Here is a 20,907-nt window from a genome sequence, read left to right as displayed (position 1 = left end):
CCGGCGGTGCACGTCCAGGAATGGCTCGACTCGGTGCCCGCGGCCGCCGTCTACGCCGTGGTGGCCCTGGTGATCGGTCTGGAGAGCCTGGGCATCCCCCTGCCCGGTGAGATCGTCCTGGTCTCGGCGGCCCTGATGTCCTCCCACCACTCCGGCATCAACCCCGTCGTGCTCGGCGCGTGCGCGACGGCCGGCGCCGTCATCGGCGACTCCATCGGTTACGCGATCGGCCGCAAGGGCGGCCGCCCGCTGCTGGCCTGGCTGGGCAGCAAGTTCCCCAGGCACTTCAGCGAGGGCCATGTCGCCACCGCCGAGCGGTCCTTCGAGAAGTGGGGCATGTGGGCGGTCTTCTTCGGCCGCTTCGTCGCCCTGCTCCGCATCTTCGCCGGCCCGCTCGCCGGTGTCCTGCACATGCCGTACTGGAAGTTCCTGATCGCCAACGTCCTCGGCGGCATCTGCTGGGCGGGCGGCACCACCGCGGTCGTCTACTACGTGGGAGTGGTCGCCGAGGACTGGCTCAAGCGCTTCTCGTACCTGGGCCTGGTGGTGGCGCTGCTGATCGGTCTGACCTCGATGCTGGTGATCAGGCGCAAGGCGAAGAAGGCGGCGGCCGAGAAGCGGGAAGCCGAGCCGGAGCCCGTCCCGGCCAACGACTGAGGACCGGGACAGGGCCCTCGGGTTCAGCCCTGGTGCACGTCCCGGTGCGCCTTCGCCAGCTCCGCGTACATCGTGCCGTTGAGCGTCACGCCCTGACGCTCCTCCTCCGTCAGCTCCCGCTTCACCTTCGCCGGTACCCCGGCCACCAGCGACCCCGGCGGCACCACCATCCCCTGCGGCACCAACGCCTGCGCGGCGACCAGCGAGCCCGCTCCGATCACGGCCCCGTTGAGCACGGTCGCCCCCATCCCGATCAGGCAGTCGTCCTCGACGGTCGCCCCGTGCACCACGGCGTTGTGCCCGATGGACACCCGCTGCCCGACACTGACCGGAAAGCCGGGGTCGGCATGGAGCGTCACGTTGTCCTGTACGTTCGCGCTCGCCCCGACGCTGATCCGCTCCACGTCCCCGCGCACCACCGCCCCGTACCAGACGCTCGCCCCGGCCTCCAGCGTCACGTCCCCGATCACGGACGCCGTGGGCGCCACGAACGCCTCGGGGTCGATCCTCGGTTCCTTGCCGCCGATGCCCGTGATCAACGCCTTGTGCGTCATCGCCTTCTCCTCGTCGTCGCCACCTCCGCACCGTACGCCACCCGGTGGGGCGAAGATCACAGCCTTCCGGCCTCTTGGGCGGACCGCGCGCTGAGTACCGTGAGCGGGTGCCCAAGCCCAAGAACACGTTCTCGTTCTCTTCCTGGCGGCGCGGCCTCCTCCAGCGCGCCGTGCACGCGGGCTGGGCGTGGGTGCAGCGCACGGGCTCGGTGACCGCCGAGCACCCCGGACGGCTGCGCTTCGGCGCCATGGGAACGGGTACCAGGCTCGCCTTCCCCCTGGGCACCGTCTTCGGCGAACCCTGGATCCACCTCGGCGCCCACTGCATCATCGGCGAGCAGGTCACCCTGACCGCGGGCCTCATGCCCGACCTCGACCTCGGCCCCGAGCCCATCCTGCGCCTCGGCGACGGGGTCGTGCTCGGCCGTGGCAGCCACGTCATCGCCGATACGACGGTCACGATCGGCAGCGACTGCTATTTCGGCCCGTACGTGTACGTCACGTCCACCAACCACTCCTACGACGACCCGCACGAGCCCATCGGCAGGCAGTGGCCGCGGATGGAGCCGGTGGAGATCGGTCCGGGGTGCTGGATCGGCACCGGCGCGGTGATCCTGCCGGGCGCGCGGATCGGCCGGAACGTGGTCGTGGCCGCCGGGGCGGTGGTCCGGGGGACCGTGCCCGACCACGCCGTGGTGGCCGGCGCGCCCGCCCGGGTCGTGCGACGCTGGACCCCCGCCGACGGCTGGCAGCCACCGCTTCGGACCCCGCCCCCGGTGCCGATCCCGCAAGGCGTCACCCCGGACCAGCTGCTGGCCCTGGCGGACCTGGACGAGCAGGACGTGGCCCGGCTCGCCGAGCTGGAGACCGAGAGCTGAGTCAGCCCGTCGCCAGCAACAGGGTGCCCAGCAGGGCGAGGCCCGCGCCCGCCGCCTGGACGGCGCGCAGGCGCTCGCGGAGGAAGCCCCGGGCGGCCAGCGCGGTCACCACCGGGTAGAGCGAGGCGAGCACCGCGGCCACGGTGACCGGACCGTGCTGGGCGGCGACCGAGTAGGTGCCGTTGGCCGCCACGTCCGCGAGCCCGACGAAGGCGAGCGCCGGCACGGCGGCCCAGGGGAAGCCGCCCGCCGGGAGGGCGGGGGCGCCCCGCCTGACGGAGACGTACAGCGCGGCGCCGCCCGCGACGACGTTCGTCACGCGCTGCACGAACAGCGCGAGGAACAGGCCGGTGACGGTGGTCGAGGCCTCCGCGATCAGCGCGAACACCGTGCCGAAGCCGAGCGCCGCGACCAGCGTGAGCAGGATCGCCTGCCGCTGCACGGGCGCGCCGCGCAGCTCCGGCCCGCCCGCGAGGACGACGCCCATGACGGCGACCGCGATGCCCGCGACCTGAGCCGGGCCCGGACGCTCACCCAGGAACAGGCCGACGGTGATGGGCACGGCGACGCCGAGGGTGGCGAGCGGCGACACGACGCCCATCGGCCCCAGAGCGAGCGCCTTGTAGAAGGACAGCAGTGCGACCGGACCGACCAGGCCCGCCGCGAACGCGAACCACAGCCGGGGACCGGCCTCGCTCCAGCCGCCCGTCGCGACCACGACCGCGCCCAGCACCACGGCCGCGATCGCCTGGGACAGCACGACGACCGTCAGCGCGGGGTTGCGCCGCGTCAGCAGCCCGCCGCCGAAGTCGGCCAGGCCCCAAAGGAGGCTGGTGGCCAGGGCGAAGAATGCGGTCACGGGCCCTCGCAGTACAGTTCGGTGAACAATCGGTACACCCACCGTAGTTCAGTGCAGTGAACCCTGTCATCCAGAATATTGGACGGAATGTGTCGGACCTCGACCTGCTGACCCAGTCCCTGGCGCGCAGCGTCAAGCACTGGCGCGCGGTGCGCGGCTTCACCCTGGACGTGCTGGCCGCCCGGGCCGGCGTCAGCCGCGGCATGCTCATCCAGATCGAGCAGGCCCGCACCAACCCCAGCCTCGGCACCGTCGTCAAGATCGGCGACGCGCTCGGCGTCAGCATCACCACCCTGCTCGAGTACGAGCAGGGTCCGAAGGTCCGGATCGTCCCCGCCGAGCAGGCCGTACGGCTCTGGCACACGGACGCGGGCAGCTACAACCGGCTCCTCGCGGGCACCGAGGCCCCCGGACCGCTGGAGATCTGGGACTGGCGCCTGATGCCGGGCGAGCACAGCTCCTCCGACCCGCACCCCGCGGGCACGGTCGAACTCCTCCATGTCACGGCCGGGGAGCTGACCCTCACCGTCGACGGCACGGAGTACCGCGTCCCGGCCGGCGCGAGCGCCTCCTTCGAGGCCAACACGTCCCACACGTACGCCAACACCGGCGACGTGCCGATGGAGTTGGTGATGGCGGTCTCGGTGCCGCCCGTCCCCTGAGCTGCCCGGCCGCCCCCCCGCCTCGCGGCTGTTAGCGTGCGGCCATGCGCGCACCCATCGGACACTTCGACACCGCCATGCCCGCTCCTGACTGCCTGGACGAACTGACCCGCCCGGTCGCCGACGCCGTACGCGACTGGCGCGGCAGCGTCCCCGCCGACCGGATCGTCTACGTCGACACCGATCCGCAGTGGGCCGACACCGCCGTCTTCGTCGAGCACTACGGCCGCGAGCTGCTGGAGCAGTCGGCCAACTGCGTGGTCGTCGCGGGCAAGCGGGGCGGCGAGAGCACCCTGGCCGCGTGCGTCGTGCTCTCCACCACCCGGGTCGACGTCAACGGCGTCGTGCGCCGCCGGCTCGGCGCCCGCAAGGCCTCCTTCGCGTCGATGGAGACCGCGACGGGGGAGACCGGCATGGAGTACGGGGGCGTCACCCCGATCGGACTCCCGGACGGCTGGCCCGTGCTGGTGGACTCGGCCGTCGTCGACCTGCCGTACGTCCTGGTCGGCAGCGGACGCCGGCGCGGCAAGCTGCTGGTGCCGGGGAAGGCGTTCGCCGAGCTGCCCGGAGCGGTGGTGCTGGAGGGTCTGGGCGTGGCCTGACGTCAGACGGTCACGTGGTGGGCCAGCGGCAGATGCGGGTCCGTCTCGCCCGGGGCGGGCGCCGGATCCGCGTGCACCAGGGCCGCGGTGAGCCTCGGCACGGCGTGCAGCAGGGCGTGCTCGGCCTCGACGGCGACCGCGTGCGCCTGCCGGACCGTCGCCTCGCCGTCCACCACGACCGCGACCTCCGCGCGCAGCCGGTGCCCGATCCACCTCAGCCGCAGCTCGCCGACCTCCCGCACCCCCGCGACCTCCCGGAGCGCCCGCTCGGCCCGGTCCACCAGCGCCGGGTCGACGGCGTCCATCACCCGCCGGAACACCTCACGCGCCGCGTCCCGCAGCACCAGCCCGATCGCCGCCGTGATCGCCAGCCCCACGAGCGGGTCGGCGAGCCGCCACCCGAGCGCGGACCCTCCGGCGCCGACCAGCACGGCCAGTGACGTGAACCCGTCCGTACGGGCGTGCAGACCGTCGGCGACCAGCGCGGCCGAGCCGATCGCGCGGCCCACCCGGATCCGGTACCGGGCCACCCACTCGTTCCCCGCGAATCCGGCCACGGCGGCGACGGCGACGGCCGGGACGTGCGCCACGGGCCGCGGGTCGAGGAGCCGGTCCACCGCCGCCCATGCGGCGAAGGCCGCGGACGCGGCGATCGTCAGCACGATCGCGATGCCCGCGAGATCCTCGGCGCGCCCGTATCCGTAGGTGAAGCGGCGCGTGGGGGCGCGACGGCCGAGCGCGAAGGCGATGGCCAGCGGTACGGCGGTCAGCGCGTCCGCGGCGTTGTGCACCGTGTCGCCGAGCAGCGCCACCGACCCCGAGACGGCCACCACGACCGCCTGCACCAGTGCCGTCCCGCCCAGCACGGCCAGCGACACCCACAGGGCGCGCATGCCGCGCGCGCTCGACTCCAGCGCGGGGTCGAGTTTGTCGGCGGTCTCGTGGGAGTGGGGGGTGAGGAGGTGGGCGAGACGGTGGCGGACCGAGGGACGGTGAGGGTGTTCGTGGTGATGGTGATGGTGGTGATGCCGGTCGCTCACGGGGTTCCCCTTCCGGTGCGCTGGAGGTGGACGGACGGCCGCCCACAGGGCCATTATGTGCGTATGAGCGCACGCATGCACCTATCACCTGCGCAGCATGCGCACCCGCGCAGTCCGGGCGAGGAACAGTTCGCGCTCGCCGCCGAACTCCTCGCCCTGCTCGGCGACCGCACCCGCCTCGCGCTGCTGCACGCCCTGACGGAGGGGGAGGCGGACGTCACGACCCTCACGGCGGCGTGCGGGGCGGCCCGGCCGGCCGTCAGCCAGCACCTGGCCCGGCTGCGGCTCGCGGGGCTGGTGAACACCCGCAAGGAAGGCCGCCGGGTGGTGTACTCACTGCGCGACGGGCATCTGCGCCGCCTCGTCGACGAGGCGCTGAACGTGGCGGACCACCGGCTCAGCGACCGGCCGCCGCACGACTGACACGTGCCCTAGTAGCGCGCCGCCGTACCCAGGTACTGCTCCGCGAACGCGGCTGCCGCCGCCGGGGAGGTGAACAGGCGCCGCAGCCGGGCCAGCGTGGTGCCCGCGCGGTAGGGGTCGCCGGAGGCGGCGCCGTGGTAGATGTCCGACAGCCACTGCGAGAACTCCTGGTAGTCCCACACCCGCCGCAGGCACGCCGCCGAGTAGCCGTCCAGCCCGCCCTCGTCGCCCTCGGTGAGCCGTGCGGCGAGCGCGTCGCCCAGCAGGAAGGCGTCGTGCAGGGCCAGGTTCATGCCCTTGGCCGCGATCGGCGCGGTCAGGTGCGCGGCGTCGCCCGCGAGGAACAGCCGCCCGGACACCACGGGCTCCACCACGTAGTCGTGCATGTCCAGCACGCGCTTCTCGATCAGCCGCCCCTCCGTCAGCGGTGGCGCCCCCGCCGCGCCGAGCCGCTCCCGCAGCTCGGCCCAGACGCGCTCGTGTCCCCAGCTGTCCGGGTCGTCGCCGGGCGGGCACTGGAGGTAGTAGCGGGTGACCTCCGGGCCGCGGGCCATGTGCCCGGCGAACCCCCGCGGATGGACGCCGAACACGACGCAGTCGGAGGACGGCGGCGCCTCGGCGAGCAGCGCCAGCCAGCCGATGCCGTAGTCGTGCCGTGCGATCCGGGCCCGCCCGGACGGCAGCGCGTCCCGGGTCACCCCGCGAGCCCCGTCGCAGCCCGCCACGAACTCGCAGTGGATCACCCGGCGTTCGTCCGTCTGCGGGCAGAGGTACGACACCGACGGCCGGCCGGTGTCCAGGTCGTGCAGCCGGACGTCCCGCACGCCGAAGCGGATGTCGCCGCCCCGGGTGTCGGCGTACTCGCGCACCAGGTCGGTCACCAGCAGCGGCTGGGGGTACACGTAGTGGTGCCGGCCCGTCAGGTCGGTGTACGGGAACCGGTGCCGTTCACCGTCGAAGCGGAACTCGCACCGGGTGTGCGCCTGCGCCCGCGTGAGCAGGTTCCCGGCCAGTTGGCGCCGCCCGAGTTCGCGTACCGCCCACTCCTCGACGATCCCCGCTCTCGGTCTCGTCTCGATGAACTCCCGGCTCTCGGTCTCCAGGACCACGCAGTCGACGGCGGCGGCGCGCAGGATGTTGCCGACGGTGAGTCCGGCGGGACCGGCGCCCACGACGACGACCGGGCGGCGCTCGGCGGACGGGGCGTCGGCGTGGGGGGAGGAGGGCGTCACCCGGGCATTATGACGGTGTCCCGTCAGCCACGGCTGGGAGCCGTGACGGACGGGACACCGTAGGGGCGTACAGGGGCCGGGTCAGTGCGCCGGAGCGTCGGTGACCACGACCTCCTCGATGCTGCGCTCGATCTCCTCGGGCTTCGAGGCGGTCGCCTTGGCCCAGTAGTAGATGCCCAGGGAGAAGGCCGCCACCACCAGGATGTCCCACCACAGGGGGATGTGACCCTGGCCGCCGAAGCCGCCCTGCCACGAGATCAGGCCCAGGCCGACCAGGTAGGCCGGCAGCCACTGCGCGGCGCGGAAGTCGAGCCGGGGCGCGTCGGGCAGTTCCTTGCTGGTGGCGTACCAGGCGTAGCCGCCGAGCAGCACGTAGCCGAGGACGATCGCGAAGGCCAGGCGCCACAGGGTGTCCCAACCGGCCCAGTAGATGATCAGGTTGGCGACCACGAAGGACAGCGGGGAGATGACCTTGCCGCCGGGCAGCCGGTAGGGGCGCTCGTGGTTCGGCAGGCGGTCGGCGAAGACGCCGTACGCCAGCGGCGCACCCGCGTACATCAGGACGCTCGCCGAGGTGATGAAGCCGACCAGCTCCTGCCAGCTCGGGAACGGCAGGAAGCAGACCACACCGGTCACGAAGGACATGATGAGGCCGAACCACGGCACGCCGCGCGCGTCGGTCTTGGCGAACGCCTTCGGCGCGTAGCCGTTCTTGGCCAGGCCGAAGGAGACGCGGGAGGTGGCGGTGGTGTAGATCAGGCCGGTGCCGCCGGGGGAGATGATCGCGTCGACGTAGAGCACCCAGCCCAGCCAGCCCAGGCCGACCAGGGTCGCCAGGCCCGCCCACGGGCCGCTGATGCCCGCGAAGTCGAGCTTGGCCCAGCCGTGCGCGAACGAGGCGTGCGGCAGCGCGGCGATGAACACGACCTGGAGCAGGATGTAGATCACCGCGCCGATCGCGACGGACCCGAGGGTCGCCCGCGGCAGGTCCCGCTTCGGGTTGCGGCTCTCGCCCGCCAGCTGGATCGCCTGCTCGAAGCCGAGCAGCGCGAAGATGATGCCGCTGGAGCTGATGGCGCCGAGGACGCCCTTGGCGCCGAACGGCGCGAAGCCCTCCGAGGTGAAGTTCGACCCGTGGAAGTTGCCGGCGGCGATGATGAAGATCGCGCCCAGCGGGACGGCGATCTTCCACCAGGTGGCGGCGCTGTTGGTGTGCGCCAGGGCGCGGACGCCGAAGAAGTTGACGCCGACGAAGACCGCCATGAGGACGACGGCGGTGAGCAGACCGCTGGCCGTCAGCGTGCCGTCGGTGTGCTGAAGGCCCTGGGCCCACTTCCAGTGACCGGCGTAGCCGATCATGGCCTCGACCTCGATCGGGGCGACGGTCGCCGCCTGGAGCCAGGCGAACCACCCGAAGGACATGCCGGCCAGGCCGCCGAACGCGTAGTGCGGGTAGCGGGCCGTGCCGCCGGCCACGGGGAACATGCCGCCGAGTTCGGCGTGCACCAGCGCGAGGAGGACGATCGCGACCGCGCCGATCACCCACGAGATGATCGCCGCGGGACCGGCCACCACGACCGCCTTCTCGGCGCCGTAGAGCCAGCCGGAGCCGATGATGGAACCCACGGAGGCCCACATCAGTCCGATCAGCCCGACGTCCCTCCGTAGACCGCTGGAGTCCTTCGTGGCTTCCGGCACAGCATGGTCGACATTCACCATGTCAAGTGGCCTCTCAGTTTCTGAACGCAGGTTTAACGAGCAATGCCGCCATAGATTAGGGATGCGTTCGAAACAGCAAAAGACTACTTACGAAGTTTTGACTCTTCACCTGGAACGTTGCGGGTCCAGTCTTTGCACAGGTCAGACGGTGCCACGGAATGTTCGTATTCAGACACGGAATGTGAGAAGAGAGTAAGACACCTCAAGACGGCAGGCGCAGCCGGGGAATTTCGATCGCCGGGCACCGGTCCATCACCATCTCCAGTCCCGCCGCCCGGGTCCGCTCGTACGCGGCCTCGTCGAGCACTCCGAGCTGGAACCAGACCGCCTTCGCGCCCTTGGCGACCGCCTCGTCGGCGACCGGCCCGGCGAGGCCGCTGTTGACGAAGACGTCGACCACGTCCACCTCGAACGGGATCTCGGCGAGGGAGGCGTAGCCGGGCTCGCCGTGCACCGTCTCCGCCATGGGGTGGACGGGCACCACACGCTTGCCGAAGCGCCGCAGCACCTCCGCGACGCCGTACGCGGCCCGGCTCCGGTTCGACGAGAGGCCGACGACGGCCCAGGTGTCACCGAGCTCGGACAGGATCCTGCGGATGGTCGCTGCGTCGCCGTACACGTCCGGCCTCCTCGGGCCTCGGGGTGGGTGTCCTCGGCGAAAACGGCGTCCGACGGGCGGTGATTCCCACCGGACTGTCCGAAAGACCCGCCCGGGTGCCCGGTATACCCGCCACAATGTCCCGGATCGCGGCCAAGTGCCTGCATACGGCCGTCCGTCCGCCTACGCTCGGGCCGTGCTGCGCATCATCGACTCCCGCACCGGTGAGCCCGTCGAGGCCGCTCCCGCCCGGCGGGGCCTGACCCGGGTCCAGGCGCACGCCTCGGGCCTCGACGCCTCGGCCCTGCGCGTGCTGCTGGTCGCCGACGTCCTCGTCCGCGCCCTGGAACTCGGCGGCCACCCCGTCTGGGCCATCCTCACCGGAGCCCGGCAGCAGGCGGAGCTCCGCGCGGCCGCCACCACCCTGGGCGTCCGCCCCTTCGAGGACGGCCAGGACCTCGCGGCGGGGCTGGGCGAGGCGCAGGTCATCCACGTGGCGCAGCAGCGGGCAACGGCGGCCGGCGGATCCTCGGCCGGCGGGTCCTCGGCCGACGGGGCCGTCCTGGTGGGGGTCGCTCCGGTGACCGCGCCGGGGCACGGAACCGGACCCGCGGCGCGGACGGCGCCCGGGGGAGACGCCCTGGAGGGCGTCTCCGATCCCGCCGTCCTGCGCCTGGCCCTGCTCGCCGCGCCCCACGCGACGTCCCTGCGGCTCGACGCGGACGCCCTCGACGAGGCGGGCCGCGACCTCGCGCGCTGGCGGCGGGCCGTCGCCGGCTGGGCCAGGAAACCGTCGCGTCCGGTCCCCGAGGAGGTGCGCGGGCGGCTGCGCACCGCCTGGGAGAACGATCTGGACGTACCCGGCGTGCTGCGCGTGCTGCGCTGGGTGGAGGCCGAGCCGGGCCTGCCGGACGGTGCCCGCTTCGAGACGTACGCCTACGCCGACCGGCTCCTCGGCCTCGACCTCGTGCGCGATCTCGGGAGCCTCGCATGACGGCCCGCGCGGGAGCCGGCCCGCTGCGCCGCCTGGTCGTCCTGCGGCACGCCAAGTCCGCCTGGCCGTCGGGCGTCCCCGACCACGACCGCCCGCTGGCACCGCGCGGCCGCCGCGACGCGCCCGCCGCCGGCTGTGCCCTCGCGGCGGCCGACCCGCTGCCCGACCTCGCCCTGTGCTCCACCGCCGTACGCGCCCGCCAGACCTGGGAACTCGCCTCGGCCCAGTGGGGCACCCCGCCCCCGGTCCGGTTCGACCCGCACCTGTACGCGGCCCACGTGCCGGAACTGCTCCAGTCCGTGCGCGAGGTGCCGCCCGAGGTCGCCACCCTGCTCCTCGTCGGGCACAATCCCGGCCTGGAGGAACTGGTGCTCGAACTGGCCGGGGAAGACCTGGACGACGCCCTGGACCGGGTCCGCACGAAGTTCCCGACCTCGGCCATCGCGGACCTCACCTGGTACGGCCCCTCCTGGCGGGACCTGACCCCCGGCGCGGCCCTGCTGACCTCGCTGACGGTGCCCCGGGGCAAGAAGGGCTAGGACCTCCGGGCGCGGGACCTCCGGCCGCGGAACGCCCGTGCGGCTGCGCATAGGCTGGCCGGATGCAGGACGAGTACCGCACAGTCGCCCGCGCGGGCGTGCACGAGACCGAGGTCAACCGCTCCCGCTTCCTGTGCGCGCTCGCCCCGGCGGCCACCGAGCAGGAGGCCCAGGAGTTCGTCGCCGCGGTCCGCAAGGAGCGCGCGGACGCCACGCACAACTGCTGGGCGTACGTCATCGGAGCCGACGCCTCCGTCCAGAAGGCCAGCGACGACGGCGAACCGGGCGGCACGGCCGGCGTGCCCATGCTCCAGATGCTGCTGCGCCGCGACATGCGGTACGTCGTCGCCGTCGTCACCCGTTACTACGGCGGGGTCAAACTGGGCGCGGGCGGCCTCATCCGGGCCTACGGCGGCGCGGTCGGCGAGGCCCTGGACGCGGTCGGCACCCGCACCCGGCGCCGCTTCCGGCTGGCCACGGTCACCGTCGACCACCAGCGGGCCGGCAAGGTGCAGAACGATCTGCACACGGCCGGACGCGAGGTGCGGGACGTGCGCTACGGGGAGGCGGTCACCATCGAGATCGGCCTGCCGGACGCCGACGTGGACGCCTTCCGCGCCTGGCTGGCCGACGCCACGGCGGGCACGGCCGCGTTCGAACTGGGCGGGGAGGCCTACGGGGACGCGTAACGGACATTTCCGGCTGAATGGCAGCTGATGCGGACGGAATTCGATGTCTGTGGTGGATCAGTGGCCGACAGGCGTTAGCGTGGTGGCTGCTGACGACGAGCCGGAGCGTTTTCTTGAGATTGCTGCACACCTCCGACTGGCATCTCGGCCGGGCGTTCCACCGGGTGAACATGCTCCCCGCCCAGGCCGAGTTCATCGGTCACCTCGTCACCACCGTGCGGGAGCGCGACGTGGACGCGGTCGTGGTGTCGGGCGACGTCTACGACCGGGCGGTGCCCCCGCTCGCCGCGGTCGAGCTGTTCGACGACGCCCTGCACCGGCTGGCCGAGCTGGGCGTGCCCACGGTGATGATCTCCGGCAACCACGACTCGGCCCGCCGGCTCGGCGTGGGGGCCGGGCTCATCGGGCGCGCGGGCATCCACCTGCGGACCGAGCCGTCCGCCTGCGGCACACCCGTCGTGCTGGCCGACGCCTTCGGCGACGTCGCCTTCTACGGGCTGCCGTACCTCGAACCGGCCCTGGTCAAGGACGAGTTCGCGGTGGAGAGGGCAGGCCACGAGGCCGTCCTGGCCGCCGCCGTGGGACGGGTCCGCGCCGACCTCGCCGCCCGCGCGCCCGGCACCCGTTCCGTCGTCCTCGCGCACGCCTTCGTCACCGGCGGCGAGGCCAGCGACAGCGAACGGGACATCACCGTGGGCGGGGTGGCCGCCGTACCGGCCGGGGTCTTCGACGGCGTCGACTACGTGGCGCTGGGACACCTGCACGGCTGCCAGACCATCACCGAGCGCGTGCGCTACTCGGGCTCCCCGCTGGCGTACTCCTTCTCGGAGGCCGACCACCGCAAGAGCATGTGGCTCGTCGACCTGGCCGCCGACGGCTCGGTCGCCGCCGAGCGCGTCGACTGCCCCGTGCCGCGCCCGCTGGCCCGCATCCGCGGCGGCCTGGAGGACCTGCTCGCCGACCCCCGGCTGGCCCGGCACGAGGACGCCTGGGTGGAGGCCACCCTCACCGACGCGGTCCGCCCCGCCGACCCCATGGCCCGTCTCACCGAGCGGTTCCCGCACACCCTCAGCCTCGTCTTCGCCCCCGACCGCGCCCCCGACGACCCCGCCGTCTCCTACGCCCGGCGCCTCGCGGGCCGCAGCGACCAGCAGATCGCCGAGGACTTCGTCGCCCATGTGCGCGGCGCGGGGCCCGACGAGCACGAACAGACCGTGCTGCGCGAGGCGTTCGACGCCGTGCGCGCCGAGGACGCGGTGCGGGAGGTGGCCCGGTGAGGCTGCACGGGATCGACATCACCGCCTTCGGGCCGTTCGGCGGGTCCCAGACGGTCGACTTCGACGCCTTGTCCGCCGCGGGGCTGTTCCTGCTGCACGGACCCACCGGGGCGGGCAAGACCTCCGTCCTGGACGCCGTGTGCTACGCGCTGTACGGCGCCGTGCCCGGCGCCCGGCAGGGCCATCAGGGCATGAACCTGCGCAGCGATCACGCCGAGGCGGGCACCCGTACCGAGGTCCGCCTCGAACTCACCATCGCCGGACGGCGGTTGGAGATCACCCGGCAGCCGCCGTGGGAACGCCCCAAGCTGCGCGGCAAGGGAACGACCGTCGACAAGGCCCAGACCTGGCTGCGCGAGTACGACGCCACGGCCGGCGCCTGGAAGGACCTCAGCCGTTCCCACCAGGAGGTCGGCAACGAGATCGAGCAGCTCCTCGGCATGAGCCGCGAGCAGTTCTGCCAGGTCGTCCTGCTGCCCCAGGGCGACTTCGCCCGCTTCCTGCGCGCCGACGCCGAGGCCCGCGGCCGGCTGCTCGGCCGCCTCTTCGACACCCGGCGCTTCGCCGAGGTCGAGAAACGCCTCGCCGAGCGCAGAAAGGCGACCGAGGCCCGGGTGCGGGAGGGGGACGCCGCGCTGCTGGCCGACGCGCACCGCATGCAGCAGGAGGCCGGCGACGCCATGGAGCTGCCGGAAGTGGCCCCCGGCGAGCCGGGCCTCGCCGAGGCCGTCCTGGCCGCCGCCGCCGTGGCCCGCAGCACCGCCCGCGAACGGCTGACCCTCGCCCACTGCCGTCTCACCGCCGCCGAGTCCGCGCAGGCCGCCACCGACCGCGCGCTGACCGAGGTACGCGAACTGGCGCGGCTCCAGGGCCGGTTCGCCGAGGCGCGGCAGCGGGCCGTACGGCTGGAGGAGCGGGCCGGAGCCCATCGCGAGGCGCAGGAGCGGATGGAGCGGGGGCGGAAGGCGGAGGGGGTGGCGCCGGCGCTGGAGCTGCGGGAGGCGGCCGAGGCCGGGCACCGCGGGGCCGCCGCCGCCGAGGCCCGCGCGCGTGCGCTGCTGCCGGAGACCTTCGCGGGCGCCGGCGTGACAGGGCTCGCGACCGCCGCCCGCCGGGCCGCCGAGGAACTGGGCGGCCTGGAGTCCGCGCGCCGGGCCGAGCGGAGGCTCGCCGAAGTCCTCGAAGAGCGCGGGCGCCTGGACCGGCAGGACCGGGACGACGAGGACGTCCTGCGCGAAGCCGAGGGCTGGCTCGCCGACTGGGACGCCGCCCGCGCCGGGCTCCAGGCCCGTATCGACTCCGCCCAGGAGGCCGCGACCCGCGCCGAACAACTCGCCGTACAGCGCGAACCCGCGCGCCGGCGGCTGGAGGCGGCGCGGCTGCGGGACGAGCTGGGCCGGGACACCGACGAGGCGCAGCGGGCGGCCCTCGCCGCCGAGCACCGGGCCCTGGAAGCGCGGGCGCACTGGCTCGACCTCAAGGAACAGCGGCTGAACGGCATCGCCGCCGAACTGGCCGCCGGTCTCGTCGACGGAGAGCCCTGCGCCGTCTGCGGGGCCACCGAACACCCGGCGCCCGCACGGAAGTTCGCGGGGCATGTCGACCGCGAGGCGGAAGAGCGCGCCCTGGCCGCCCTCCAGCGCGCCGACGAACAGCGCGCCGGTGACGAACGGCGCCTCGGCGTCGCACGGGAGGCGCTGGCCGCCGCCACCGCCGAGGCCGGCGACACCCCCACCGTGCAACTGGCCGCCCAGGCCGACGAACTGGAGCAGGAGTACACACGGGCCCGGCGGGCCGCCTCCGCCCTGCACGCGGCGCACGAGGAACTGCGGCTGGCGGAGCAGGAACGCGAGCGCCGCCTGGCCGACCGGCAGCAGGCCAGGGTCCGCGCCGCCGAACACCTCACCCGGCGCGAGGCCCTCGACCGCGAAAGGGCCGCCCTGGAGCAGGAACTGGCCCGGGCCCGGGGCGGTGCCGACAGCGTGGCCGCCCGGGCCGCCCAGCTGGAGCGGCGGGCCGCGCTGCTCACCGACGCCGCCGACACCGCGCGCGCCGCCGATGACGCCGCCCAGCGCCTCAAGGACGCCGACGCCCGGCTCGCCGACGCCGCCTACCGCGCCGGCTTCGACACCCCGCAGGCCGCGGCCGCCGCGCTGCTCGACGGCGCGGCCCACCGGGAGCTGCAACACCGCCTGGATGCCTGGCAGTCCGAGGAGGCCGCCGTACGGGCCGTGCTGGCGGAAACCGACACGGCGGCCGCCGCCCAGCGGCCGCCCGCCGATCCCACCGCGGCGGAGGAGTCCGCGCAGCGGGCCGCCCGGCGGCTGCGCGAGGCCGCCTCCGCCTGCGACGCCGCCGCCCGCTGCTGCGCCGAGCTGGACCGGCTCTCCGCCCGCGCGGCCGACGGCGTACGACGGCTGGCGCCGCTGCGCGAGGAGTACGAGCGGGTGGCCCGCCTGGCCGCCCTCACCGCGGGTACCTCCGCCGACAACGAACGCAGGATGCGCCTGGAGTCGTACGTGCTCGCGGCCCGTCTGGAACAGGTCGCCGCCGCCGCGACCGTGCGCCTTCAGCGGATGTCCTCCGGCCGCTACACGCTCGTGCACTCCGCCGACCGCAGCGGACGCGGCCGCAGCGGGCTCGGGCTGCACGTCGTCGACGCCTGGACCGGCCGCGAGCGGGACACGGCGACACTGTCCGGCGGCGAGACGTTCTTCGCCTCCCTCGCGCTCGCCCTCGGCCTGGCGGACGTCGTCACCGACGAGGCCGGCGGGGTGCGGCTGGACACCCTCTTCATCGACGAGGGCTTCGGCAGCCTCGACGACCAGACCCTCGACGAGGTCCTCGACGTCCTCGACTCGCTCAGGGAGCGCGACCGCAGCGTCGGCATCGTCAGCCACGTCGCCGACCTGCGCCGCAGGATCCATGCGCAGTTGGAGGTCGTCAAGGGCAGAACGGGATCGGCGCTCCGGCAGCGGGGCGTCCGCTGAGGTCAGTGCCCGAGCGGACGCCTGGGCAGGGGTGAGGAGTACACGACGCTGGTGGTCACCGAGCCCAGCGCGCCGATCCGCCCCGAGAGCTCCTCCAGATGGGACATCGACCGCGCGGCGACCTTGATGACGAAGCAGTCGTCGCCCGTGACGTGGTGCGCCTCCAGGATCTCCGGTGTCGCGGCGACCAGGTCGTGGAACGGCTTGTAGTTGGCGTTCGGATACCTCAGCCGCACGAACGCCAGGATCGACAGACCGAGACGTTCGGGGTCGACGACGGCCGCGTACCCCTGGATGACGCCCGCCTCCTCCAGCCGGCGCACCCGCTCGGTCACCGCGCTCGGCGACATGGAGACGGCGCGCGCCAGCTCCGCGTAGCCGGCGCGTCCGTCCCGCTGGAGGATCTCGAGGATGCGCCAGTCGGTGGCGTCCGGGGAATACACGGCCATGTCGGATGGATAGCAGAGGAAACCCCGGCCGATCAAGGGGAAGGGCGTGGATCCTCACTTCAGGAAGCGGGCCAACCGCCATAGATTTTCAGTCATGACCACCGTGACCAGCATGACCGCCGACACCGCCCACACCGCCGACACCGCCCACACCGCCGTGAACCCCGTCCTGCGCGTCGCCCCGGCCGCCCCGGCCACGGCCGCCGCCCACTTCCGCGCGAGCCTCGCCTTCCACGCCGACGTCTCCGACGTGGCCGCCGCGCTCGCCGCCGGCGGCGAGCCCGGGTTCGTCGTCCTCGACTCCCGCTCCACCGAGTCCTGGGACCAGGGCCACGTCCCCGGCGCCGTCCACCTCCCCACCGCGCTCATCGCCGAGCAGGCCGGGCAACTCCTCGACAGGTCCGTGCCGGTGGTGACGTACTGCTGGGGCCCCGGCTGCAACGGCGCCACCCGCGCCGCCCTCGCCCTGGCCGAACTCGGCTACCAGGTCAAGGAGATGCTCGGCGGCTTCGAGTACTGGGTGCGCGAGGGCTTCGAGTTCGAGACCTGGCAGGGCCGCGAGCACCGCGCCGCGGACCCGCTGACCGCACCGGCCGCGGGGAACTGCGGCTGCTAGGTTCTCTGCCCATGGCGCGATACGCGGATCCAGGCGCGGTGGAGTGGGTGGAGTCGGGCGGCGGCCCGCTGGTGGCGGTCCCGGAGGCGGTGCTGCCGTTCTGGGCGGGCGCCGACGGCGAGGACCTGGCCACGGACTACGACCGGGCCTGCGAGGTCGACGGGCACGTCGGTCTGCTCCCGGTCGGTGACAGCGCCGCCCTGGTCCTCGGCGACGAACCGGCGTCCACCTCCTTCCTCCCCGACCACGGCACCTTCGTCCGCTGGTGTGCCGCGGGCTCCGAGGACGAACTGCTGGCCGGTGTCCCCGCCGCCCTCGACACGGCCGTCTGGGAGCACGAGGTCCGCTGGGACGTGCCCGGCCCGGTCCTCCTCTTCGACTCGGCCTGGCCGGGCGCGGAGACGGACCGGACCGAACACCTGCGGGTCCCGCTGGAGCCCGGCCGGTACGCGGTCCGCGCCACCTACGCCAAGCCGGGCCCCGAGACCTGGCTGGGGCTGGTGCAGTTGCAGCGACTCGTGAGGTGACGAGCGGTGCGCCCCGGACGTCGCCGCGGCCCCGGGAAGGTCAGAGCCGGGACACTTCCTCCAGCAGGTCGTCGAGGCCCAGCGAGCCCTGGGAGAGGGCCGCCATGTGCCAGGCCTTGAGGTCGAACGCGTCGCCGTGCCGCTCGCGGGCGTTCTCCCGGCCCCGCAGCCAGGCCCGTTCGCCCAGCTTGTAGCCGATCGCCTGGCCGGGAATGGTCAGGTAGCGGGTCAGCTCGCTCTCCACGAAGTCCGCCGGGCGGCTGCTGTGCCGCAGGAAGAACTCCTGGGCCAGCTCCGGCGTCCACCGCTCACCGGGGTGGAACGGCGAGTCCGCCGGGATCTCCAGCTCCAGGTGCATGCCGATGTCCACGATGACCCGCGCGGCCCGCATCATCTGCGCGTCGAGGTAACCCAGCCGCTCCTCGGGATCGGAGAGGTGACCGAGCTCGTCCATCAGCCGCTCCGCGTACAGCGCCCAGCCCTCCGCGTTGGCGCTGACCCCGCCCACCGAGGCCTGGTAGCGGGAGAGGTCGTCGGCCACGTGCGTCCACTGCGCGAGCTGGAGATGGTGCCCCGGGACACCCTCGTGGTACCAGGTCGAGACCAGGTCGTACACCGGGAACCGGGTCCGGCCCATCGTCGGCAGCCAGGTGCGGCCCGGGCGCGTGAAGTCCTGCGACGGGGCCGTGTAGTACGGGGCCGCCGCACCGCCGGGCGGCGCGATGCGCGACTCCACCTGCCGCACCCGCTCGGCGAGTTCGAAGTGGGTGCCGTCCAGCTCCTCGATCGCGCGGTCCATCAGGCCCTGGAGCCAGTCGCGGACCTCGTCGACGCCCTCGACGTGCCTGCCGTGCTCGTCCAGGTGCGCCAGCGCCACCCACGGCGTCTCCGCGCCGGGCAGGATCTTCTCGGCCTCCGACCGCATCTCGCCGAGGATGCGGTGGAACTCGGTCCAGCCGTACGCGTACGCCTCGTCCAGGTCGAGGTCGGTGCCGTTGTAGTAGCGCGCCCAGCGGGCGTAGCGCTCGCGGCCCACCGTGTTCGGGGCGCCCTCGACGGCCGGCGCGTACACGTCCCGCATCCAGTCCCGCAGCTCCACCACGGCCGCGGTCGCCGCGCGGGCGGCCTCGTCCAGCTCCGTGCGCAGCGCCTCGGGACCCGCCGCGGCGAAGTCCTCGTACCAGCCGCGACCGTTGCCGTCCGTGTCCGACCACTCGGTGAGCTGCTCGACGAACGTGGCCGTGGGGCGCGGCGCCGCGTACAGCTTGCGTTCCAGACCGAGCGCCAGCGACTCGCGGTAGCCCGCCAGCGCGGCCGGCACCGCGCGCAGGCGCTGGGCGATGGCCGCCCAGTCCTCCTCCGTCTGCGCCGGCGTCACGGTGAACACGTCCCGCACCGCGTGCCCGGGCGTGTGCATGTTGCCGACCTCGCGCAGGCCCTCCTCGGCCTCGTGCACCGCGAGCTGGGCGGTGAGCCGCTCGCGCAGCAGCCGTGCGCAGCGGCGCTCCCGGTCACTGTCCGCGCCGGGGCGGCGCTCGGCCTCGTCGAGCCGCGCCAGCGTGTCGCGCGCCAGCTTCGCCCGGGCCTCCTGACCGGCGGGCGAGAGGTCCGGCAGCCTGCTCGAACTCTCCCTGTCGCCGAGGTAGGTACCGATCACGGGGTCCAGGGCGATGAGCTCGTCGACGTAGGCGTCGGCGACCTCGCGGGGCAACGGGCTCTTGGTCTCAGACATGCGGCCCATCCTCGTACGGACCGATCCCGGCGTCACCCCGATTCAGCTGTCGGCGTGCCGGGCGGCAGCAGCGGTCCGCAGTCCCACTGCTGGAAGATCAACCGGGTCTCCACACGGGCCACTTCGCGCCGCGACGTGAACTCGTCCAGGACCAGCCGTTGCAGATCCGTCATGTCCGCGACCGCGACATGCACCAGATAGTCGTCCGGCCCCGTCAGGTGGAACACCGTCCGCGACTCCGGCAGCGCCCGGATCCGCTCCACGAACGGCCCCACCAGCTCCCGCCGGTGCGGTCTGACCTGTACCGACAGCAGCGCCTGAAGTCCGCGCCCCAGCTTCGCCGGGTCGAGCCGCAGCTGATGGCCGAGGATCACCCCCGACCGGCGCAGCCTGGTCACCCGGTCCAGACAGGTCGAGGGCGCGACACCGACCTGCGCGGCGAGGTCGCGGTAGGTGGTCCGGGCGTCGTTCTGCAACAGCCGCAGCAGATGCAGATCCACCGGATCCAGTACGACGGATTCGGCCATGGCCCGAACGTAACACGGAGTACGCAGCCGGAGAACCGTTCGGTGTTCACCCTTCCGCCCATGGACTCAGCGAGCATCCGCGCGCACGACGACGCGCGCACCACGTCAAGGCCACTCGCCACGTCGAGGGCACTCGCCACCGAGGCCGTGCACGCCGGTCGTGACGACCTCGCCCGGCAGGGACTGCACGCCCCGCCGATCGACCTGTCCACCACTTACCCGTCCTACGACAGCCGCGCCGAGGCCGCCCGCATCGACGCCTTCGCCACGGACGGCGCCGAGCCCGTCGGCCCGCCGGTCTACGGGCGGCTCGGCAACCCGACCGTGGCCCGGTTCGAGACCGCCCTGGCCCGGCTCGAGGGCACCGAGGCCGCGGTCGCCTTCGCCAGCGGCATGGCCGCGCTCAGCGCCGTCCTGCTCGCCCGCGGCGCGACGGGCCTGCGGCACGTCGTCGCCGTACGTCCCCTCTACGGGTGCAGCGACCACCTGCTGACCGCCGGTCTGCTCGGCACCGAGGTGACCTGGACCGACCCGGCCGGGATCACCGACGCGCTGCGCCCCGACACCGGACTGGTGATGGTCGAGTCACCGGCCAACCCCACCCTCGCCGAACTCGACCTGCGCGCGATCGCCCATTCCTGCGGAAGCGTGCCGCTGCTGGCCGACAACACCTTCGCCACGCCCGTGCTGCAACGCCCGGCCGAACACGGCGCCCGGCTGGTGCTGCACAGCGCCACCAAGTACCTCGGCGGGCACGGTGACGTGCTGGCGGGCGTGGTGGCCTGCGACGAGGAGTTCGCGCGACGGCTGCGGCAGGTCCGGTTCGCCACCGGCGGGGTCCTGCACCCGCTGGCCGGCTACCTGCTGCTGAGGGGGCTGTCGACGCTGCCCGTGCGGGTGCGGGCAGCCTCGGCGAACGCCGCCGAGCTGGCCCGTCGCCTCGCGGCCGATCCGCGGGTGGCCCGCGTCCGCTACCCGCGCATCGGTGGCGCGATGGTCGCGTTCGAGGTGCACGGCGACCCGCACGAGGTCATCGCGCGGGTACGGCTGATCACGCCCGCCGTGAGTCTGGGCAGCGTCGACACCCTCATCCAGCACCCGGCGTCCATCAGTCACCGCATCGTCGACGCCGAGGACCGGCGGGGCGCCGGTGTCGGCGACCGGCTGCTGCGGATGTCGGTGGGTCTTGAGGACGTCGAGGACCTGTGGGCGGACCTGGACCGGGCCCTCGGGGAGCGGTCCGGGCATCCGGCTCCGGCGGGACACCGGCAGGCGGTGGGCTGAGCCGCGCACCGACGCACGGCCCGGCGGGACGGGCCGTGCGTCGGTGCATGGGGCGGCCG

General features: G+C 73.7%; 22 protein-coding genes. 13 read left to right on the top strand and 9 right to left on the bottom strand.

What is annotated here, in order from left to right:
* Positions 1–6 precede the first annotated feature (6 nt).
* A complete protein-coding gene (locus ABZ915_RS16160) occupies positions 7–657 on the top strand; it encodes a DedA family protein (protein WP_361802203.1) in 651 nt (216 codons plus the stop codon).
* Positions 658–680: 23 nt separating this feature from the next.
* Here the strand turns inward: ABZ915_RS16160 and ABZ915_RS16155 are convergent, their stop codons facing one another.
* A complete protein-coding gene (locus ABZ915_RS16155; protein WP_361802200.1) occupies positions 681–1,211 on the bottom strand; it encodes a gamma carbonic anhydrase family protein in 531 nt (176 codons plus the stop codon).
* Between the two features lie 107 nt (positions 1,212–1,318).
* Here ABZ915_RS16155 and ABZ915_RS16150 point away from each other — a divergent pair, with 107 nt between their 5' ends.
* Complete coding sequence (locus ABZ915_RS16150) at positions 1,319–2,089, top strand: acyltransferase (protein ID WP_361802197.1); 771 nt, start codon at positions 1,319–1,321, stop codon at positions 2,087–2,089.
* 1 nt (position 2,090) lies between these two features.
* Here the strand turns inward: ABZ915_RS16150 and ABZ915_RS16145 are convergent, their stop codons facing one another.
* The gene (locus ABZ915_RS16145) at positions 2,091–2,948 is read right to left on the bottom strand and encodes a DMT family transporter (protein WP_361802194.1); all 858 of its coding nucleotides are present in this window, start codon (positions 2,946–2,948) and stop codon (positions 2,091–2,093) included.
* Positions 2,949–3,037: 89 nt separating this feature from the next.
* Between ABZ915_RS16145 and ABZ915_RS16140 the strand changes: the two genes are divergently transcribed.
* Positions 3,038–3,610 (top strand): XRE family transcriptional regulator, encoded by a 573-nt coding sequence (locus ABZ915_RS16140; protein ID WP_361802191.1) that lies wholly within the window; start codon positions 3,038–3,040, stop codon positions 3,608–3,610.
* Between the two features lie 44 nt (positions 3,611–3,654).
* Positions 3,655–4,212 (top strand): YbaK/EbsC family protein, encoded by a 558-nt coding sequence (locus ABZ915_RS16135; RefSeq protein ID WP_361802188.1) that lies wholly within the window; start codon positions 3,655–3,657, stop codon positions 4,210–4,212.
* Between the two features lie 2 nt (positions 4,213–4,214).
* On the opposite strand, the gene ABZ915_RS16130 is transcribed toward ABZ915_RS16135, so the two are convergent.
* Positions 4,215–5,252: a cation diffusion facilitator family transporter gene (locus ABZ915_RS16130; RefSeq protein ID WP_361802185.1), complete on the bottom strand. Its 1,038-nt coding sequence runs from the start codon at positions 5,250–5,252 to the stop codon at positions 4,215–4,217.
* 63 nt (positions 5,253–5,315) lie between these two features.
* Between ABZ915_RS16130 and ABZ915_RS16125 the strand changes: the two genes are divergently transcribed.
* Positions 5,316–5,675: a metalloregulator ArsR/SmtB family transcription factor gene (locus ABZ915_RS16125; protein ID WP_361802182.1), complete on the top strand. Its 360-nt coding sequence runs from the start codon at positions 5,316–5,318 to the stop codon at positions 5,673–5,675.
* Between the two features lie 8 nt (positions 5,676–5,683).
* Here the strand turns inward: ABZ915_RS16125 and ABZ915_RS16120 are convergent, their stop codons facing one another.
* The 3 genes from ABZ915_RS16120 to ABZ915_RS16110 all read right to left on the bottom strand — a co-directional run bounded on the left by ABZ915_RS16120 (position 5,684) and on the right by ABZ915_RS16110 (position 9,245).
* Complete coding sequence (locus tag ABZ915_RS16120) at positions 5,684–6,907, bottom strand: 4-hydroxybenzoate 3-monooxygenase (RefSeq protein ID WP_361802179.1); 1,224 nt, start codon at positions 6,905–6,907, stop codon at positions 5,684–5,686.
* A gap of 81 nt (positions 6,908–6,988) precedes the next feature.
* Entirely contained in the window at positions 6,989–8,626 is a 1,638-nt protein-coding gene (locus ABZ915_RS16115; RefSeq protein WP_361802176.1) for an APC family permease, read from the bottom strand.
* Positions 8,627–8,828: 202 nt separating this feature from the next.
* Positions 8,829–9,245: a CoA-binding protein gene (locus ABZ915_RS16110; protein ID WP_361802173.1), complete on the bottom strand. Its 417-nt coding sequence runs from the start codon at positions 9,243–9,245 to the stop codon at positions 8,829–8,831.
* Between the two features lie 175 nt (positions 9,246–9,420).
* On the opposite strand from ABZ915_RS16110, the gene ABZ915_RS16105 reads away from it, so the two are divergent.
* From ABZ915_RS16105 to ABZ915_RS16085, 5 genes are all read left to right on the top strand, one after another.
* On the top strand, positions 9,421–10,218 hold the full coding sequence (locus tag ABZ915_RS16105) for a hypothetical protein (RefSeq protein ID WP_361802170.1): 798 nt from the start codon (positions 9,421–9,423) through the stop codon (positions 10,216–10,218).
* Entirely contained in the window at positions 10,215–10,757 is a 543-nt protein-coding gene (locus tag ABZ915_RS16100; RefSeq protein ID WP_361802167.1) for a histidine phosphatase family protein, read from the top strand. The genes ABZ915_RS16105 and ABZ915_RS16100 overlap by 4 nt, the downstream gene beginning before the upstream one ends.
* 62 nt (positions 10,758–10,819) lie before the next feature.
* Complete coding sequence (locus ABZ915_RS16095) at positions 10,820–11,446, top strand: YigZ family protein (RefSeq protein ID WP_361802164.1); 627 nt, start codon at positions 10,820–10,822, stop codon at positions 11,444–11,446.
* Positions 11,447–11,559: 113 nt separating this feature from the next.
* On the top strand, positions 11,560–12,723 hold the full coding sequence (locus tag ABZ915_RS16090) for an exonuclease SbcCD subunit D (protein ID WP_361802161.1): 1,164 nt from the start codon (positions 11,560–11,562) through the stop codon (positions 12,721–12,723).
* The gene (locus ABZ915_RS16085) at positions 12,720–15,713 is read left to right on the top strand and encodes an SMC family ATPase (protein ID WP_361802158.1); all 2,994 of its coding nucleotides are present in this window, start codon (positions 12,720–12,722) and stop codon (positions 15,711–15,713) included. Before ABZ915_RS16090 ends, ABZ915_RS16085 begins: the two co-directional genes overlap by 4 nt.
* A 2-nt stretch (positions 15,714–15,715) precedes the next feature.
* Here ABZ915_RS16085 and ABZ915_RS16080 read toward each other — a convergent pair whose 3' ends face one another.
* Complete coding sequence (locus ABZ915_RS16080; protein WP_361802156.1) at positions 15,716–16,162, bottom strand: Lrp/AsnC family transcriptional regulator; 447 nt, start codon at positions 16,160–16,162, stop codon at positions 15,716–15,718.
* A 112-nt stretch (positions 16,163–16,274) separates the two neighbouring features.
* Between ABZ915_RS16080 and ABZ915_RS16075 the strand changes: the two genes are divergently transcribed.
* Both ABZ915_RS16075 and ABZ915_RS16070 read left to right on the top strand, forming a co-directional pair.
* Entirely contained in the window at positions 16,275–16,778 is a 504-nt protein-coding gene (locus ABZ915_RS16075; protein ID WP_361802485.1) for a rhodanese-like domain-containing protein, read from the top strand.
* 11 nt (positions 16,779–16,789) lie between these two features.
* On the top strand, positions 16,790–17,305 hold the full coding sequence (locus ABZ915_RS16070; RefSeq protein ID WP_361802153.1) for an immunity 21 family protein: 516 nt from the start codon (positions 16,790–16,792) through the stop codon (positions 17,303–17,305).
* 40 nt (positions 17,306–17,345) lie between these two features.
* On the opposite strand, the gene ABZ915_RS16065 is transcribed toward ABZ915_RS16070, so the two are convergent.
* On the bottom strand, positions 17,346–19,037 hold the full coding sequence (locus tag ABZ915_RS16065; protein ID WP_361802150.1) for a DUF885 domain-containing protein: 1,692 nt from the start codon (positions 19,035–19,037) through the stop codon (positions 17,346–17,348).
* Between the two features lie 32 nt (positions 19,038–19,069).
* Positions 19,070–19,564 (bottom strand): Lrp/AsnC family transcriptional regulator, encoded by a 495-nt coding sequence (locus ABZ915_RS16060; RefSeq protein ID WP_361802147.1) that lies wholly within the window; start codon positions 19,562–19,564, stop codon positions 19,070–19,072.
* Between the two features lie 60 nt (positions 19,565–19,624).
* Between ABZ915_RS16060 and ABZ915_RS16055 the strand changes: the two genes are divergently transcribed.
* Positions 19,625–20,848, top strand: a complete 1,224-nt coding sequence (locus ABZ915_RS16055) for a PLP-dependent transferase (RefSeq protein WP_361802144.1) — start codon at positions 19,625–19,627, stop codon at positions 20,846–20,848.
* The last annotated feature ends 59 nt before the right edge of the window (positions 20,849–20,907 follow it).

It is taken from the genome of Streptomyces sp. NPDC046915, from assembly GCF_040644935.1.
Taxonomy (GTDB): Bacteria; Actinomycetota; Actinomycetes; order Streptomycetales; family Streptomycetaceae; genus Streptomyces.
The sequence above is the reverse complement of the archived record's forward strand: the minus strand, read 5'-3'. Positions and strand labels throughout refer to the sequence as shown.